This window comes from Brevundimonas olei, assembly GCF_037055245.1.
GTDB classification, from domain to species: Bacteria; Pseudomonadota; Alphaproteobacteria; order Caulobacterales; family Caulobacteraceae; genus Brevundimonas; species Brevundimonas olei.
The window spans coordinates 122,884-136,768 of sequence record NZ_CP146369.1 but is presented as its reverse complement, the minus strand read 5'-3'; the positions used below and the strand labels follow the sequence as shown (position 1 = coordinate 136,768).

15 protein-coding genes are annotated in these 13,885 nt (G+C 70.5%); 6 read left to right on the top strand and 9 right to left on the bottom strand.

Annotated features, from left to right (window positions below; all coding sequences use genetic code 11):
• The first annotated feature begins 40 nt into the window (after nt 1-40).
• Nucleotides 41-505 carry an OsmC family protein gene (locus V8J38_RS00635; RefSeq protein WP_291780715.1) on the top strand — a complete coding sequence of 155 codons (465 nt, stop codon included), beginning with the start codon at nt 41-43 and terminating at the stop codon, nt 503-505.
• A gap of 5 nt (nt 506-510) precedes the next feature.
• Here V8J38_RS00635 and V8J38_RS00630 read toward each other — a convergent pair whose 3' ends face one another.
• The 3 genes from V8J38_RS00630 to V8J38_RS00620 all read right to left on the bottom strand — a co-directional run bounded on the left by V8J38_RS00630 (nt 511) and on the right by V8J38_RS00620 (nt 2,713).
• On the bottom strand, nt 511-1,434 hold the full coding sequence (locus V8J38_RS00630) for an NAD(P)/FAD-dependent oxidoreductase (protein WP_338577373.1): 924 nt from the start codon (nt 1,432-1,434) through the stop codon (nt 511-513).
• Complete coding sequence (locus V8J38_RS00625; RefSeq protein WP_338577371.1) at nt 1,403-1,891, bottom strand: Rrf2 family transcriptional regulator; 489 nt, start codon at nt 1,889-1,891, stop codon at nt 1,403-1,405. Before V8J38_RS00625 ends, V8J38_RS00630 begins: the two co-directional genes overlap by 32 nt.
• A 72-nt stretch (nt 1,892-1,963) precedes the next feature.
• The gene (locus V8J38_RS00620; RefSeq protein WP_291780724.1) at nt 1,964-2,713 is read right to left on the bottom strand and encodes a dienelactone hydrolase family protein; all 750 of its coding nucleotides are present in this window, start codon (nt 2,711-2,713) and stop codon (nt 1,964-1,966) included.
• A gap of 111 nt (nt 2,714-2,824) precedes the next feature.
• On the opposite strand from V8J38_RS00620, the gene V8J38_RS00615 reads away from it, so the two are divergent.
• Complete coding sequence (locus tag V8J38_RS00615) at nt 2,825-3,430, top strand: PadR family transcriptional regulator (protein WP_338577369.1); 606 nt, start codon at nt 2,825-2,827, stop codon at nt 3,428-3,430.
• Complete coding sequence (locus V8J38_RS00610; RefSeq protein WP_291780730.1) at nt 3,427-4,242, top strand: siderophore-interacting protein; 816 nt, start codon at nt 3,427-3,429, stop codon at nt 4,240-4,242. The genes V8J38_RS00615 and V8J38_RS00610 overlap by 4 nt, the downstream gene beginning before the upstream one ends.
• Nucleotides 4,243-4,354: 112 nt before the next feature.
• Here V8J38_RS00610 and purH read toward each other — a convergent pair whose 3' ends face one another.
• From purH to rpe, 4 genes are all read right to left on the bottom strand, one after another.
• Nucleotides 4,355-5,959 (bottom strand): bifunctional phosphoribosylaminoimidazolecarboxamide formyltransferase/IMP cyclohydrolase, encoded by a 1,605-nt coding sequence (gene purH / locus V8J38_RS00605; protein ID WP_338577367.1) that lies wholly within the window; start codon nt 5,957-5,959, stop codon nt 4,355-4,357.
• 83 nt (nt 5,960-6,042) lie between these two features.
• Complete coding sequence (locus V8J38_RS00600; protein WP_338577365.1) at nt 6,043-6,435, bottom strand: hypothetical protein; 393 nt, start codon at nt 6,433-6,435, stop codon at nt 6,043-6,045.
• Between the two features lie 3 nt (nt 6,436-6,438).
• The gene (locus V8J38_RS00595; protein ID WP_338577363.1) at nt 6,439-8,253 is read right to left on the bottom strand and encodes a heparinase II/III family protein; all 1,815 of its coding nucleotides are present in this window, start codon (nt 8,251-8,253) and stop codon (nt 6,439-6,441) included.
• Entirely contained in the window at nt 8,250-8,930 is a 681-nt protein-coding gene (gene rpe, locus V8J38_RS00590; RefSeq protein ID WP_291780743.1) for a ribulose-phosphate 3-epimerase, read from the bottom strand. Before rpe ends, V8J38_RS00595 begins: the two co-directional genes overlap by 4 nt.
• A 211-nt stretch (nt 8,931-9,141) precedes the next feature.
• Between rpe and V8J38_RS00585 the strand changes: the two genes are divergently transcribed.
• From V8J38_RS00585 to V8J38_RS00575, 3 genes are all read left to right on the top strand, one after another.
• On the top strand, nt 9,142-9,561 hold the full coding sequence (locus V8J38_RS00585) for a DUF2141 domain-containing protein (protein ID WP_338577361.1): 420 nt from the start codon (nt 9,142-9,144) through the stop codon (nt 9,559-9,561).
• A gap of 25 nt (nt 9,562-9,586) precedes the next feature.
• The gene (locus V8J38_RS00580) at nt 9,587-11,050 is read left to right on the top strand and encodes a carotenoid oxygenase family protein (protein ID WP_338577360.1); all 1,464 of its coding nucleotides are present in this window, start codon (nt 9,587-9,589) and stop codon (nt 11,048-11,050) included.
• A 224-nt stretch (nt 11,051-11,274) separates the two neighbouring features.
• Nucleotides 11,275-12,255 carry a magnesium transporter CorA family protein gene (locus tag V8J38_RS00575; RefSeq protein WP_312219917.1) on the top strand — a complete coding sequence of 327 codons (981 nt, stop codon included), beginning with the start codon at nt 11,275-11,277 and terminating at the stop codon, nt 12,253-12,255.
• 4 nt (nt 12,256-12,259) lie between these two features.
• Here the strand turns inward: V8J38_RS00575 and V8J38_RS00570 are convergent, their stop codons facing one another.
• A complete protein-coding gene (locus V8J38_RS00570) occupies nt 12,260-13,030 on the bottom strand; it encodes a LytTR family DNA-binding domain-containing protein (protein WP_338577357.1) in 771 nt (256 codons plus the stop codon).
• Nucleotides 13,027-13,755, bottom strand: coding sequence for a TetR/AcrR family transcriptional regulator (locus V8J38_RS00565; protein ID WP_291780758.1), 729 nt, complete (start codon nt 13,753-13,755; stop codon nt 13,027-13,029). Before V8J38_RS00565 ends, V8J38_RS00570 begins: the two co-directional genes overlap by 4 nt.
• Nucleotides 13,756-13,885: the final 130 nt, after the last annotated feature.

Here is a 13,885-nt window from a genome sequence, read left to right as displayed (position 1 = left end):
CGACCTTTGTTTCGGAGGCTGTTTTGTTTCGGAGCCTGTCATGAGCCAGCACGTCGCCGTCGTCGAATGGAACCGGGGCGATCAGCCCTTCAGCGACAACAAATACGGTCGCGGCCATGACTGGCGCTTCGACGGCGGCGCGGTGGTGCGGGGATCGTCCGCGCCCTCGCCCATGATCCCGCCGCCCCTGTCGGAAGAGGCGGCGGTGGACCCGGAAGAGGCCCTGGTCGCCGCCCTGTCCAGCTGCCACATGCTGTTCTTCCTGGCCTACGCCCGCAAGGACGGCTTCGTGGTCGATTCCTATCGCGACGAGGCCGAAGGAACCCTGGGCAAGGACGAGCGCGGCAAGATGTCGATCACCGAGGTCGTTCTGCGCCCCGCCGTGACCTGGTCGGGCGACAAGCAGCCGGACGCGGCGGCGATCGCCGATCTGCACCATCGCGCCCACGACGCCTGCTACATCGCCAACTCGGTTCGCGCCGAGGTGAAGATCGAGCCGCGCTGAAATCTTCAGGCCGTCTCCTCTTCGATTAGGGAGCGGAAGGCGGCGTGGGCGGCGGTCATGCCGTCCGTCGTCGCCAGTGTGATGTTGCCCGCCGGCCGCGCCAGGTCGCCGGCGGCGAAGACCCCCGGCTGGCTGGTCTGCTGCTGGGCATCGACCTTGACGATGCGGCCCATGGGGGTGTCGGTCATCTCGCAGCCCAGGCTTTCGGCGAAGCCGCCGGACTGCCGCACATGGGCGCCGACGAAGACGGCCTTCAGCGGGATGAAGCGCCCGTCCGTCAGCCGCGCCCCGGTCAAGGTCGGCGCCTCGCCTTCCAGACGTTCGACGGGCGTCGGCTCGATGGTTACGCCGCGCCGCGCCAGCACGCGCGCGTCGTCTTCGCTCAGGCGCGCCGGGTCGATGAACAGCACGACCTGGCCCCATTCGGCGACGACGCTGGCATACTGGACCGCATGGTCGCCGCGCCCCAGGACGCCGATCGGCCCGCCGCCGACCTCATAGCCGTGACACCAGGGGCAGTGCAGGGCGGTGCGTCCCCAGCGCTCTTTTACGCCAGGCAGGTCGGGCAGGACGTCCTCGACCCCGTGGGCCAGGATCAGACGGCGGCCCATGGTGCGGCTGCCGTCGGCGAAGGCGACCGAGAAGCCGCCGTCGATGCGCGTCGCGTCCACCGCCTCGGCCATGCGGAAGGCGGCGGTGGGATAGGCCGCGATCTGGGCGCGGGCGGCGGCGGCGATCTCTGAACCGGGACGGCCGTCGTTGCTCAGCACCCCGTGCGCGCGTGCGGCGAAACGGTTCCGGGGACGGCCGTCGTCGATGACCAGGACGCGGCGGCGCGCCCTTACCAGCTGCAGGGCGGCGGACAGGCCCGCGTAGGAGCCGCCGATGACGACGGCGTCATGGGGCATCGGATTTTCTCTGGTGCGCATGGAGCAGGTCTCTCTTGGGATGGGCGGCCAGCCGGCGCGAGAAGTCCGCCGACAGATCGGCCAGGGTGATGGAGTCCAGCCGCGCGGCCAGCAGGGCGCGCGCGGCGGCGTAGGTGTCGGACAGGGCGTCGTTGACGGCGGCCTCGATCAGGCAGCCCTCCGCCTCGACCGGAGGCGTTTCGGGCAGCAGGCCGGGCTCGCCCAGGGCGGCGTGGACCTGGCCCAGGGTGACGGCCTCCAGCGGGCGCGCCAGCCGCCAGCCGCCGCCGTGGCCCTTCTCGGACACGACCAGCCCCTGTTCGCGCAGGCCCGCCATGGTGCGGCGGACCACGACCGGATTTGTCGACAGGCAGGTCGCCAGCATGTCCGAGGTCATCGGCCGGCCGCAGCGCTGTTCATGCTCGGCCATGTGCAGCAGGGCGTGCAGGATGTTGGAGAGGCGGGAGTCTCTTTTCATGTAACTTCAATTGTTACGTGATGGGACGCGCGTCAAGGCGCGGTCCAGAGATTATTTTCAGCAGGCTGTTTTTCAGACGTGGGGCGCGCTGTCCTTCAGGAAGGCGCTGAAGCGACGCAGCGCCTCTTCGGTCAGTTCGGGATGGTGGCGCATGGGGCCGTTGTTGGTCGGCTCGTCAAAGGCGTGGGTGCCGTCGGCGACCCAGCTTTCGACCTCCGAACCGCAGTCGCGGATCATGGCGTTGACCCGTTCGGCGTTGCGGACGGTGGTCAGGTGATCGCGTTTGGCCGTCAGCGCCAGGACGCGCGGGCAATGGCGCCAGGGCTTCATTCGATTGAAGGCCCAGGGGCCGATGTAGGGATAGGCCAGCCAGACGGCCTTGACGCCGGACAGGTCGACGGCTGCGGGATCGGCCACGCCCATGCGGCCCGGCTCGGGCGTCTCGCTCATCATCTCCATGATGGCCCAGCCGCCGTGGCTCCAGCCGCCTAGCGCCAGTTGCGAGGCGTCGACGTCCGGGCGTTGCGAGACGCCATGGATGGCCGCCAGCACGTCGCCCGCGCGCTCATAGCCGCGAAAGGCCAGGCCGGTGCAGACGGCGATCAGGGTGAAGTTTCGGCCCCATCCGCGCGGCGCATAGGAATCGACGATGAAGGCGCGCCAGCCCGCCGCCTTCGCCGCCTCGGCGTAGCGCGGCAGATGGGCCCGCAGACCGCCGCAGCCGTGGAACAGAAGGACCGCCGGACGGGCCTTGTCGTCGTCCGGTCCGACGACGTGAACATGGGGCTCTAGCTGGGCCCAGCGGGCGGCGACGGTGTCCATCGGCGCAGCTTAATCCGTCTCTCCGCCGAAGAAAGAGGTCTTGCGCTTTCGATATATCGATATATCTGTTTGCGAGTTCGATATATCTAAGTGAGAGAGAAAGAGACGCAGATGAGAGGATTCAAGGGAATCGGAATGCGCGGCTGCGGCATGGGCCACGGCTTTGCGCGCGGGCACGGCGGCCCTTTTCGGTCGATGCGGCCGGAAGGGCGACGCATGGGCGAGGGTCGGATGCGCGGCGAAGGCCACGGCCGTCGCGGCGGCGGCCGCATGTTCGAGCACGGCGCCCTGCGCTGGGTGCTGTTGTCGCTGATCGCGGACAAGCCCAGTCACGGCTATGAACTGATCAAGGCCATCGAGGCCCGAATGGGCGGAACCTACACGCCCAGCCCCGGCGTCATCTACCCCAGCCTGACCCTCCTGGAGGACATGGGCGCCCTGAGCGTCGTCGCCGAGGGCGGCAAGAAGCGTTACGCCGTCACCGATGAAGGCCGTCGCCTGCTGGGCGAGAACGCCGAGGCCCTGGCTCACGCCGAGCGCAAGATGAAGGTCTTGCGCGGCCGCGCCGACCGTCCGGCCCGCATCGCCCAGGCCATCGAGGCCTTCCGCGCGGCGATCCATGAGCGTCTGAGCCAGGAACCGCCGCTCAGCGAGGCTCAGGTCGAGACCATCGCCGACCTGATCGAGGCCGCAGCCGAAAAGGTGAGACAGGCATGAACGACGCCCTGCTGAGACAACCGCGCCGCGTGCGGCACGAGCTGAAGTTCCGCCGCGCGCGCGTGGAGGCGGTGCAGCAGCTGACCCCCGTGCTGAAACGGATCGTCCTGACGGGCGAGGAGTTGGAGGGCTTCTTCAGCCCCGGCTTCGACGACCACGTGAAGATCTTCCCCGCGCGGCGCGGCGAGCCCCTGGTGCTGCCGACGCTGGGGCCGGACGGGCCGGTGTTTCCCGAGCCCCGGCCCGTGGCGCGCGACTACACGCCGCGTGTTTTCGACGCCGCCAATCGTCGGCTGACCATCGACTTTGCCGTCGGCCATGGCGGGCCGGCGACGGCCTGGGCCGAGGATGCGCGACCGGGCGACGAACTGGGTCTGGGCGGGCCGCGCGGCTCCTTCCTGATCCCGACCAGCTTCGCCGAGCATCTGCTGGTCGGCGACGAGGCGGCGATCCCCGCCATCGCGCGCCGTCTGGAGGAGCTGCCCGCGACCGCGCGCGCCATCGCCTGCATCGAGGTGAACGACGCAGGCGGAGAGCTGGATCTGCCCAGTCCGGCGAACGTCGAGATCGTCTGGGTGCATCGCAACGGCGGCCCGCGCGGCCGCGCCGAGGCCCTGACGGCGGCGGCGGTGGCGGCGGCGAAACGGATCGACCCGGCCGACGCCTATGTCTGGGTCGCCTGCGAATCCTCGGTCGCCCGCTCGATGCGCGCCGCCCTGCTGGCCGCCCGGCCGTTCAACCCGAAATGGATGAAGGTCGCCGGCTACTGGCGCCTGGGCCGCGCCGGCTCGCACGAGGTGATCGAGGACTGAGGCCCGACCGGGCCTTGGCCAAAAGAAAGGGCGCTGCCGATGACCGGCAGCGCCCTCTTCTTTGCGCTCAAGCAGCGAGCCGCCGCGCGGCTCGCGTTGGCGCTCTTCATGCCTAGTGCCGGAAGACGCGAACGCCCGTGAAGGCCATGGCCACGCCGCGCTCGTCGGCGGCGGCGATGACCTCCTCGTCGCGGATCGAACCGCCCGGCTGGATCACCGCCGTGGCCCCGGCGGCGACCGCTTCCAGCAGGCCGTCGGCGAAGGGGAAGAAGGCTTCGGAGGCGCAGGCCGAACCCTCGGCCAGCGAATGGGCCAGACCCTTGGCCTCGCCCGCTTCCTTGGCGCGGATGGCGGCGATGCGGGCGCTGTCGCGACGGTTCATCTGGCCGGCGCCGATGCCCGCCGTCTGGCCGTCCTTGGCGTAGACGATGGCGTTGGACTTGACGTGCTTGGCCACGGTGAAGGCGAACAGCATGTCCTGGATCTCGGTCGGCGTCGGCTGGCGGCGCGTGACGATCTTCAGGTCGGAGGGCTTGATCAGCGAGCGGTCGCGCGACTGCACCAGGAAGCCGCCGGCCACCGAGCGGAAGACTTCGCCCGGACCGTGCGGATCGGGCAGGCCGTCGGTGATCAGCAGGCGCAGGTTCTTCTTGGCGGCGAAGACGGCCTTGGCCTCTTCATCCGCGCCGGGGGCGATGACCACCTCGGTGAAGATGCCGGTGATGGCGCGGGCGTCGTCGCCGTTCAGCGGGCGGTTGACGGCGATGACGCCGCCGAAGGCCGACACGGCGTCGCATTCTAGCGCGCGGGCGTAGGCTTTCGACAGATCCTTGCCGACGGCCACGCCGCAGGGGTTGGCGTGCTTGACAATGACGCAGGCCGGGGCCTCGAACTCGGCCACCAGCTCATAGGCGGCGTCGGCGTCGGCGATGTTGTTGTAGCCCAGTTCCTTGCCCTGGATCTGGGTGGCGTAGGCCACGCCCGGGCGACGCTCGCCGGTGCGGTAGAAGGCGCCGGTCTGGTGCGGGTTCTCGCCGTAGCGCAGGGTCTGGGCCAGCGAACCGGCGATCGACTTGCGGGCCGGAGCGGCGTCGTTCAGCTGAGCGGCGAACCAGCCGGAAACGGCGGCGTCATAGGCGGCGGTGCGGGCGAAGGCGCGGGCGGCCAACTGCTTGCGCAGGGCCAGGGTGGTCGAGCCGTCGGCCTTCAGCGCTTCGACGATCAGGCCGATGCTGATCGAGTCGACGGCGACGGCGACGTGGCCGTGGTTCTTGGAGCCCGAGCGGATCATGGCCGGGCCGCCGATGTCGATGTTCTCGATAGCCGCTTCAAAACCGCCGCCGTCCTCGACCGTCTTCTCGAACGGATAGAGGTCGATCCAGACGATATCGATGGCGCCGATATTGTGCTCTGTCATGGCGGCGGCGTGGGTCGGGGCGTTGCGCACGCCGAGCAGGCCGCCGTGGACGACAGGGTGCAGGGTCTTGACCCGGCCGTCCATCATTTCCGGGAAGCCGGTCAGATCGGCCACGTCCTTGACCGGCAGGCCGAAGCCCGCGATCGCCGCCTTGGTGCCGCCGGTCGAGACCAGTTCGACGCCCAGCCTCGCCAGGGTGCGCGCGGCGTCTTCCAGCCCCGCCTTGTCCGACAGGGAGATCAGGGCGCGGACCGGTTTGATCGCGTCCGGGGCGGGCGGAAAGTCGGGAGCGGCGGGCATGGGCGGCGTCCGTTTACGGCTGGGGCGGGAGATGGCGGGGCCTCTAGCACCAACGGGGCGCGGCGTCAGCCCTTGGGCCGTGTTCAGGGCTGATCCGAGCTCTGGGGCAGGGCTATGAAGTCGCCTTTCCGCGCGGCCCGCCAATCCGCTTCGTCCGGCCAGCCGCCGCGCGACCCCCTCCAGCGCGTCGCCAGCCGCTCGTCCGGTTTCAGTGGAACGCCGGCCAGCACGGCGTCGCATTGCACCGACATGATGCGACCGATCAGGCGTACGGTCAGTTCGTCATCGCCGAAACGGGTCAGCCACGGTTCCGCAAAGGTCTGGGACGGTTGGAACCAACCCGACGACTGTTGCACGGTCTCTTCATTGACGAGCAGGCGCTCCTGGCCCCATCCGGACCAAGCGAAGGCGTTGTCGACGCAGACTGTACTGTTGCCGATCCGATAGAGCCAGCGTTGTCCGATCAGAGTCGCCACAGGTCAGCTCGGATCGCCGCTCGCGCCGGCGGGGCTCAGCTTCCAGCGGACCTTGGTCTCGGCGTCGGTGCGGGCCGAGCCGCGCACGACGATCTGGAGGCTGCGGCGGGTCAGGCCTTCGTCGATGTGGACAGCGGGCTCGATGGCCACGTCGGGGCCGTCGCTGCGGAACCACCAGCCGCGCCCCGACGGGCCGCGCAGCAGGATGGAGCGGCGGTCGCGGGCCAGCGAGGCCTGAACGCCCGGCTCGAGCTGGAAGCGCAGGGCGTAGGGGGCGGCGATGGCGCGGGCGGCCTCGGGACGGCCCTCGGGCGGATGCAGCCGTTCCTCGGCGCGCAGTTCGTCCAGCCTCTGATCGATGTAGAGACGACGCTGGTGCATCAGGCCGTACAGCGGCATCCAGCCGTCGTGTTCGACCTCCAGCCAGACGGCGCCGTCGCCTTCCTGGTGCTGGCGCGTGACATGAAGGGCGGGGCCGACGAGACGCGGGCCCAGCAACTCGCCCTTCCAGCCCGACAGGGGTTCGCCCAGCGGCTGTTCGCCCAGGGTCAGGGTGGAGGCGCCGGGCGTCAGGCGCAGGGCCTGGCGGTCCAGGGCGCGCGGGGTCCATCCGGCCGAGGTGAACAGGCGATCGCGGCCGCAGACGACCTCCAGCGCGGCGGGTTGGCCGCAGGCGGCGGCCGACCAGGCGTTGCGGGCCGGGGCCTCGACATCGATCAAGACGGTCAGCAGCGGGCTGGAGACGCGCAGCAGGCCGCCGACGAGGCCGCCGGCCGGGGCGGCGGGCGCATCGTCATGGGCGCGGGCGGCGGCGATGCGTTCCGGCGTCGAGGGGCCGCCGCCCTGGAAGACGGCCAGGCGGCGGTCGGGCAGGGTCTGGAGGCGCAGGGCCAGGGTCAGGCGCGAGATGGCCTCGGCCACCGGCTCGGGCGTCACCTCCGACAGCTGGGCCAGGGCGTCGTCCAGCGTCAGCAGGTCGAGCAGCAGCTCCAGCCCCATCTCCGGCGCGCGCGTGGCGTGGGCGCCGTCGGGGGCGACTGTGGCGGCCAGGGCGCCGGGCAGACGTTTCAGCGCCTTGTTGCGGATGGCGGCGCCGGCCTTGCCGGTCAGGGCGCAGCCGGCGACGGCGGCGGCGGTCAGGCGCTCGGCGCGGCCCATGATCCCGCCGGGCGGACGCAGCAGCTGGCGCGCCTGGTGGGCCAGGATATCCGTCAGTTGCAGGCGCTCGATCTCGGTCGCTGCGCCCGCCAGTCGCCGTCCGGCGCAGGCCAGGTGATAGACCCGGCGGGCCAGGATGTCGGGATCCCAGGAGAAGGGCGACCAGCGGCTGAACACCTCGCGCCAGGCCAGGGTCATGGCCAGGGCCTCGCGCGCGCCGCGATCGCCCTGGGCCATCATGGCGGGCAGCCAGGCGAAGCCGTGCAGTTCGACCGCGAAGGCGCGGCTGGGGGTGGGGCTGTTCCACAGCTCCAGCGGGGTCTCGGCGTCCAGGCTGAGGCCGGCCAGCGTCAGCTTGCCCGACAGCAGGGGGCGCGGCGCTTCTTCGGGCAGGGGGCGGAAGTCACGCGGACTGACGGCGAAGCCCTCGGCCGTGGGACCGCCTAAGGTCAGGCCGTAGCCGGGCAGGCCGTAAAGCTCGATCCACGCCTGGCGCGCGGCCAGTCCCTTGGCGACCGAGGCCCAAAGGCGCGGGTCGGGCCGGGCGCCCGAGGCGGCGCGCACGGGGGTCCGCAGGGGCGCGCCCTTCAGACCGGGGATGTGCCCCTCGGCCAGGGGGACGTCGCTGTCGCGCGGGGCGAAGGGGCCGAGAGGACTCACGCGGCGGCGGCCTTCAGGGCCTGGATGTTGGCGGCGTAGGCGTCCGGTCCGCCCTTGAAGACGAAGGAGCCGGCGACCAGGGCGTCGGCTCCGGCGGCGACGCAGGCCCCGGCGTTGGCGGCGACCACGCCGCCGTCGACCTGGAGATGGGCCTTGGACCCGGCGCGGTCGAGGATGGCGCGGGCGCGCTCGATCTTCCTCAGCGAGGTCTCGATGAATTTCTGACCACCGAAGCCGGGATTGACCGACATGATCAGCACCAGGTCCACCATCTCCACGGTCTCCTCCAGCACGCTCAGCGGCGTGCCCGGGTTGAAGACGAGGCCGGCCTTGGCGCCCAGCTGACGAATCTGGCCCAGCGTGCGGTGGACGTGCGGGCCGCTTTCGGGGTGGACGCTCATGATGTCGGCGCCCGCCGCGCGATAGGCCTCCAGCCAGTTGTCGACCGGAGCGACCATCAGGTGCACGTCGAACGGCAGGCTGGTGTGCGGGCGCAGGGCCTTCACCACGTCCGGGCCGATGGTCAGGTTGGGCACGAAATGGCCGTCCATGACGTCGACGTGAATCCAGTCGGCGCCGGCCGTCTCCAGCGCGCGGATCTCCTCGCCCAGCTTGGAGAAGTCGCTGGCCAGGATGGAGGGGCAGATCAGCGGGGCGGTCGCGGTCGTCTGGGTCATGACTGTGCGACTTACGGCCCTCGGCGGCGAGGGGCAAGCCGGGCCGCTGACGCAGTTGCCGAGGGAGGCGTCCATTCGCGCTTCGCGAACGGTCGGCGGTGGTCGTTGGCGAAGGCGCCGCGGTCGAGGGCGCAAGGGCGCTGGCGAGGCGCAGCCGGTCGACGCAAGGACGGCGGCGAACCGCTTCACCCGTCCCCGAAAGGACCTCGTCATGATCCGCCTGCTCGCCGTCGCCGCCGTCCTCGCCTTCGCCGTTCCGGCGTCCGCCCAGCCTTCGGGCCATCGCTTGACCTTCACCTTCGAGACCGGGGCGGAGACCGGGGCGGTCATGGTCGCCCTCTATGCCGATGAGGCCGCCTATGAAACCGGGGCGCCCAGCCGCGTGGCCCGGGTCGATGTGGCGGCGGGCGACCGCGCCGCCGTGTTCGAGAACCTGCCCGCCGGCGCCTACGGGATGAAGGCGTTCCACGACGTCAACGCCAACGGAAAGATGGACGTGAATCCCTTCGGCATGCCGACCGAGCCCTTCGCCTTCTCCAACAACGCGGTCGGCCACATGGGCCCGGCCAAGTGGGAGCGCGCCCGTTTCGATGTCTCGGGCGCCACGGCCCAGACCATCCGCATCCGCTAGGTCCAGAACGCCAGGAGACATTGTCATGATCCCGACCCGCCGCACCCTGTTCATGGGCGCCGCCGCGCTCGCCGCCGCACGCGTCCTGGCCCCTGATCGGGCCTATGCTCTGCAAGCCTTGGCGGCGACCGCCGACTGGTCCCTGGCCACCGCCGACGTCGAGAGCGACATCGCCCCGCGCGCCCTGCGCCTCGTCCACGGCCGGGCGCCGCAGGGGCTGTCGGGCAGCCTCTATCGCAACGGACCGGCCAAGTTCCGACGGCCGGGCCGCTCGTCCCAGCACTGGTTCGACGGGGACGGCCTGATCCGCCGCTGGCGCATTCAGGATGGTCAGGCCAGCCTGGCCGCCCGCTTCGCCGACACCCGCAAGCGGCGTCAGGAGACCGAGGCCGACGCCATGCTGATGCCCGGCTTCGGCACCGTCGGCGATCCACGCGCCCGCATCGGCTCGGCCGACGACGCCAGCCCGGCCAACACCTCGGTGCACAAGGTCGGCGGCAGGCTTTGGGCCCTGTGGGAGGCCGGCTCGCCGCTGGCCATGGATCCCGAGACCCTGGCGACAGAAGACTTCGTCACCCTGCGTCCCGACCTGAAGAACATGCCCTTCCTGGCCCATCCGCGCATCGAACCGGACGGCCGCATCTGGAACCTGGGCGTGAACGGCGAACAGGCCATGGTGTGGCGCCTGGCGGCGGACGGGTCGCTGGAGGACGCCGAGGTGATCGCCCTGCCGCGCGCCAGCTACATCCACGACTTCAGCGCCACGGCCCGCCATCTGGTCATCGTGCTGCAGCCCTGGGTCCATGTCCGCAACGTCGCGCCGATGTCGGCGGGCTTCGACTGGACGCCCGAGGCGGGAACCCAGGTGCTGGTGGTCGACAAGGCCGACCTGTCGCAGCGACGCCTCTACGACCTGCCGCCCTTCGGCTTCTTCCACGTCGGCGACGCCTGGGACGAGACGGACGGCACGATCCGCTTCGACCTGTGCGCGCACAGGGACATGGACTTCGCCGCGCGCGGCGCCCAGGAGGTGCTGAACGGCGTGCCACTGGGCGGAGAACCGGCCGAACTGGCCATGGTCGTGCTGTCGCCGAACGGGCGCGGGCGGCTGGAGCGGACCGGCGTGGTCGGCGAGTTCCCGCGCAGCGACCCGCGCCGCGCCGGCCTGGCGCGCCGCTTCAGCCTGCACACCACGGGCGAGCGCGCCGACCGGCCCCTGGCCTCGGCGGTCGCCGTCACCGACTGGTCGTCGGGGCGCACCCGGTCCTTCGACTTCGGCCCCGATCATGTGACGGACGAGATGGTCTACGTCCCCAAGCCCGGCGGGACGCACGAGGCCGACGCCTGGCTGGTCGGCCCGACCATCAATCTGAAGGCGGGGGTCAGCGAACTGCACGTCCTGGACCTGATGCGCGTCGAGGACGGCCCGGTCGCCACCTGGCGCGCCGATGTGGCCCTGCCGGCGGCCTTCCACGGAAACTGGGCGTGAAAGCCACATCCCGCCTTGTCCTCATCGCCGTTCGTCGACGGGCGGTTGACCCCCGCCGTCGAACGGGCCAAGACCCCTGCGCCGCCCAGATGCCTATCGTGGGGCGGCGTCTTTTTGGAAACCCTCAGATGAACCCCGAAGACCGAAGTCCGTCTTCAACTTCTTCGACGCTCTGAGGACGCTCCGCTTCCGCGCGAGGGTGTCCTCGCGAAAGGAAGCGACTTATGCTGAACGCCTATGACTGGCGCGCTGATCGGCTCGTGCGCCTGGATACGGCCGTGGAACACGGCCCCGCCTGCTGGATCGACCTCGTCTCCCCGACCGCCGAGGAGGCGGCCGCGCTGGAGACCCTGACCGGCATCGATCTTCCCAGCCGGGATGAGATGGACGACGTCGAACCGTCCGCCCGCCTTTACGCCGAGGACGGCGGCGTCTTCATGATCGCCGCCGTGGCCACGGATCTGGAGACCCATGATCCGGTCAAGACGCCGGTGAGCTTCATTCTCAAGGGCGGGCGGCTGGTGACGGTGCGCTATGGTCAGCCGCGCGCCTTTCCCGTCTTCATCGCCCACGCCACCAACAAGCCGGGCGAGAGGCTGGCGACCGGCGAGAGCATCATGCTGGGGCTGATCGAAGCCATCATCGATCGCTACGCCGACGCCCTGGAGGCCAAGGGGGTCGAGCTGGAGGGCATTTCGCGGCTGATCTTCCGCAAGCGCGATCCTCGCGCCATGGAAAGCCACAACCTGCAGTCGGTGATCCAGGACATCGGTCGGGCCGGGGACTTCCTGGCCCTGATCCGCGAGAGCCTGTCCAGCCTGCAACGCCTGCTGGCCTATCACGCGGCGCTGTCGGCCTCCCGCGCGCCTGGCAAGGCCGACCGCGAAGCGCGCCAGACCCTGCGTCTGATGCAGCGTGATGCGGCGGCGCTGAGCGAGCTCAGCATCTCGATGTCGTCCAAGGTGACCTTCCTGATGGACGCCACCCTGGGGCTGATCAACCTGGAGCAGAACCAGATCATCAAGATCTTCTCGGTCGCCGCCGTGGCCCTGCTGCCACCGACGCTGATCGCCTCCATCTACGGCATGAACTTCGATGTCATGCCGGAGCTGCACTGGCGTTACGGCTATCCGGCGGCGGTCGGCGCCATGGTGCTGTCGGCGGCCCTGCCGTATTTCTACTTCCGCAAGAAGCGCTGGCTGTAGGGGCTCACCACCAGCCCGCGTCGCGCAGGGCCTTGGCGTAGCGGCGGCTGACGGGGACGACCAGTCCCCCGTCCAGCGTCAGGGCGGCGCGGCCGTCGCCGCGCGCGACCGAGGCCACGGCGTCACGGGCCGCCCACCAGCTGCGATGGGTCTGGGCGCCCTCCAGCCCTTCCAGTTCGCCCAGGGCGTCCGACAGGCGCATCAGGATCAGGTCCGAGCCCCTGTCCGTGTGCAGGCGCAGATAGTGATCCTCGGCCTGGACGGCGATCAGGCGCCCGCCGCGCAGTTTCAAGGGCAGGCGGTCCAGGAAGCGGGCGGGCGCGTCGCCCGGCGCGGCGGCGTGGGTCTCGACGGGCTGCTTGCGGCCCAGAAAGACGTTGAGGGCGCTCAGTACGGCGGTGATCAGGGCCACGGGCGGGAAGAAGTGGACCAGGTCGTCGGCGTGGCGCAGCCGCCCCTCGAACATCAGGCCGGTCAGGGCCCAGACCATGAGGGTCAACGGCCCCGTGATGACCAGAGTCAGGGCGGCGACGCCCAGCCACGGGCGCGCGTCCACGTCGATGAACCGTTCGACCAGCAGGCTGCACAGGTGCCCCCACAGGCCGCCGACGACGAGCACGGGCATCCAATAGGCCAGACGCTGCGCCAGCGGCGCGCCGTTGGAGCCGAAGGCGCCGCCGAGCGCCAGGAAGACGCCCGCCCCTACAGCGACCGCCAGGCCGCGCAGGAAGTCGCGCGCCTTGGAGCCTGGCGAGAAATCCAGTCGAGGAGTCACGCGCGCGTCGGACCGCAGACGGCGCGGAAGCCGGCGGCGGCGAACCGCACCATGTAGTCGCAGGCGCTGTCCAGATCGCCCGAGCGGCACAGGCCTCCCGACAGGCGGTCCAGACGCCCCGTCTCGCCCAGGGTCAGGGTCAGGGCCCCCGACAGATTGTGATAGGCCCAATAGAGGTCGGCCTCGTCCGCCTCGGGCATGATGCGCTTGACCAGCTCGAGCAGGCGACGGATCGCCGGGTCGAAATAGCGGGCCATGGTCTCGCCGCCGAAAGCCGGGTTGGCGTTGGTCTGGGCCACCAGGGCGGCGTAGTGCTTCCACCCCGGCCCGCCCTTCAGCGACCACTGGAACGGCGGGCGCAGGAAAGCCTCGAACAGTCCCTCCAGCGTCATGGCCTCGCCCGCCGCCTCTGCGTAGCGGTCGACCGCGGCCACGCGCTCGGCGTTCCACACCTCGGCGCGGCGGTTGAAGACGGCGTCGAAAAGCTCTTTCTTGGCCCCGAAATAATAGTGGACCAGGGCCGTATCCACGCCGGCCTCGCGCGCCACCTCGCGGATGGTGACGCCATAGAAGCCATGCTTGGAGAATAGGTCCTCGGCCGCGTTCAGGATGGCCTCGCGCGTCTCCCCGGCGACGGCCGCCCTGGACTTCTTGGGACGCCCGCGTCGCGCCGGGGCGGCGGGCGGGGCTGGAATCTGGGGCGGCGGCAGGTCGCTCTTCGTCATGGCCGGAAGCTAGTCGCGCTTCGGGGGTTAGTGCAACGGCGCCACAGGGCGGGCTCTTCCGTGACGGAAATCAGGCTTGGCCGTTTGACAGGCGGCCGAAACCCGGTCACCTATGCTGAAAATCATTGAA

Bases quoted from the DNA above. Each gene is read 5' to 3' on its own strand.
- V8J38_RS00635 (WP_291780715.1), top strand. From the start codon at position 41: ATGAGCCAGCACGTCGCCGTCGTCGAATGGAACCGGGGCGATCAGCCC.
- V8J38_RS00630 (WP_338577373.1), bottom strand. From the start codon at position 1,434: ATGCGCACCAGAGAAAATCCGATGCCCCATGACGCCGTCGTCATCGGC.
- V8J38_RS00625 (WP_338577371.1), bottom strand. From the start codon at position 1,891: ATGAAAAGAGACTCCCGCCTCTCCAACATCCTGCACGCCCTGCTGCAC.
- V8J38_RS00620 (WP_291780724.1), bottom strand. From the start codon at position 2,713: ATGGACACCGTCGCCGCCCGCTGGGCCCAGCTAGAGCCCCATGTTCAC.
- V8J38_RS00615 (WP_338577369.1), top strand. From the start codon at position 2,825: ATGAGAGGATTCAAGGGAATCGGAATGCGCGGCTGCGGCATGGGCCAC.
- V8J38_RS00610 (WP_291780730.1), top strand. From the start codon at position 3,427: ATGAACGACGCCCTGCTGAGACAACCGCGCCGCGTGCGGCACGAGCTG.
- purH (WP_338577367.1), bottom strand. From the start codon at position 5,959: ATGCCCGCCGCTCCCGACTTTCCGCCCGCCCCGGACGCGATCAAACCG.
- rpe (WP_291780743.1), bottom strand. From the start codon at position 8,930: ATGACCCAGACGACCGCGACCGCCCCGCTGATCTGCCCCTCCATCCTG.
- V8J38_RS00585 (WP_338577361.1), top strand. From the start codon at position 9,142: ATGATCCGCCTGCTCGCCGTCGCCGCCGTCCTCGCCTTCGCCGTTCCG.
- V8J38_RS00580 (WP_338577360.1), top strand. From the start codon at position 9,587: ATGATCCCGACCCGCCGCACCCTGTTCATGGGCGCCGCCGCGCTCGCC.
- V8J38_RS00575 (WP_312219917.1), top strand. From the start codon at position 11,275: ATGCTGAACGCCTATGACTGGCGCGCTGATCGGCTCGTGCGCCTGGAT.
- V8J38_RS00565 (WP_291780758.1), bottom strand. From the start codon at position 13,755: ATGACGAAGAGCGACCTGCCGCCGCCCCAGATTCCAGCCCCGCCCGCC.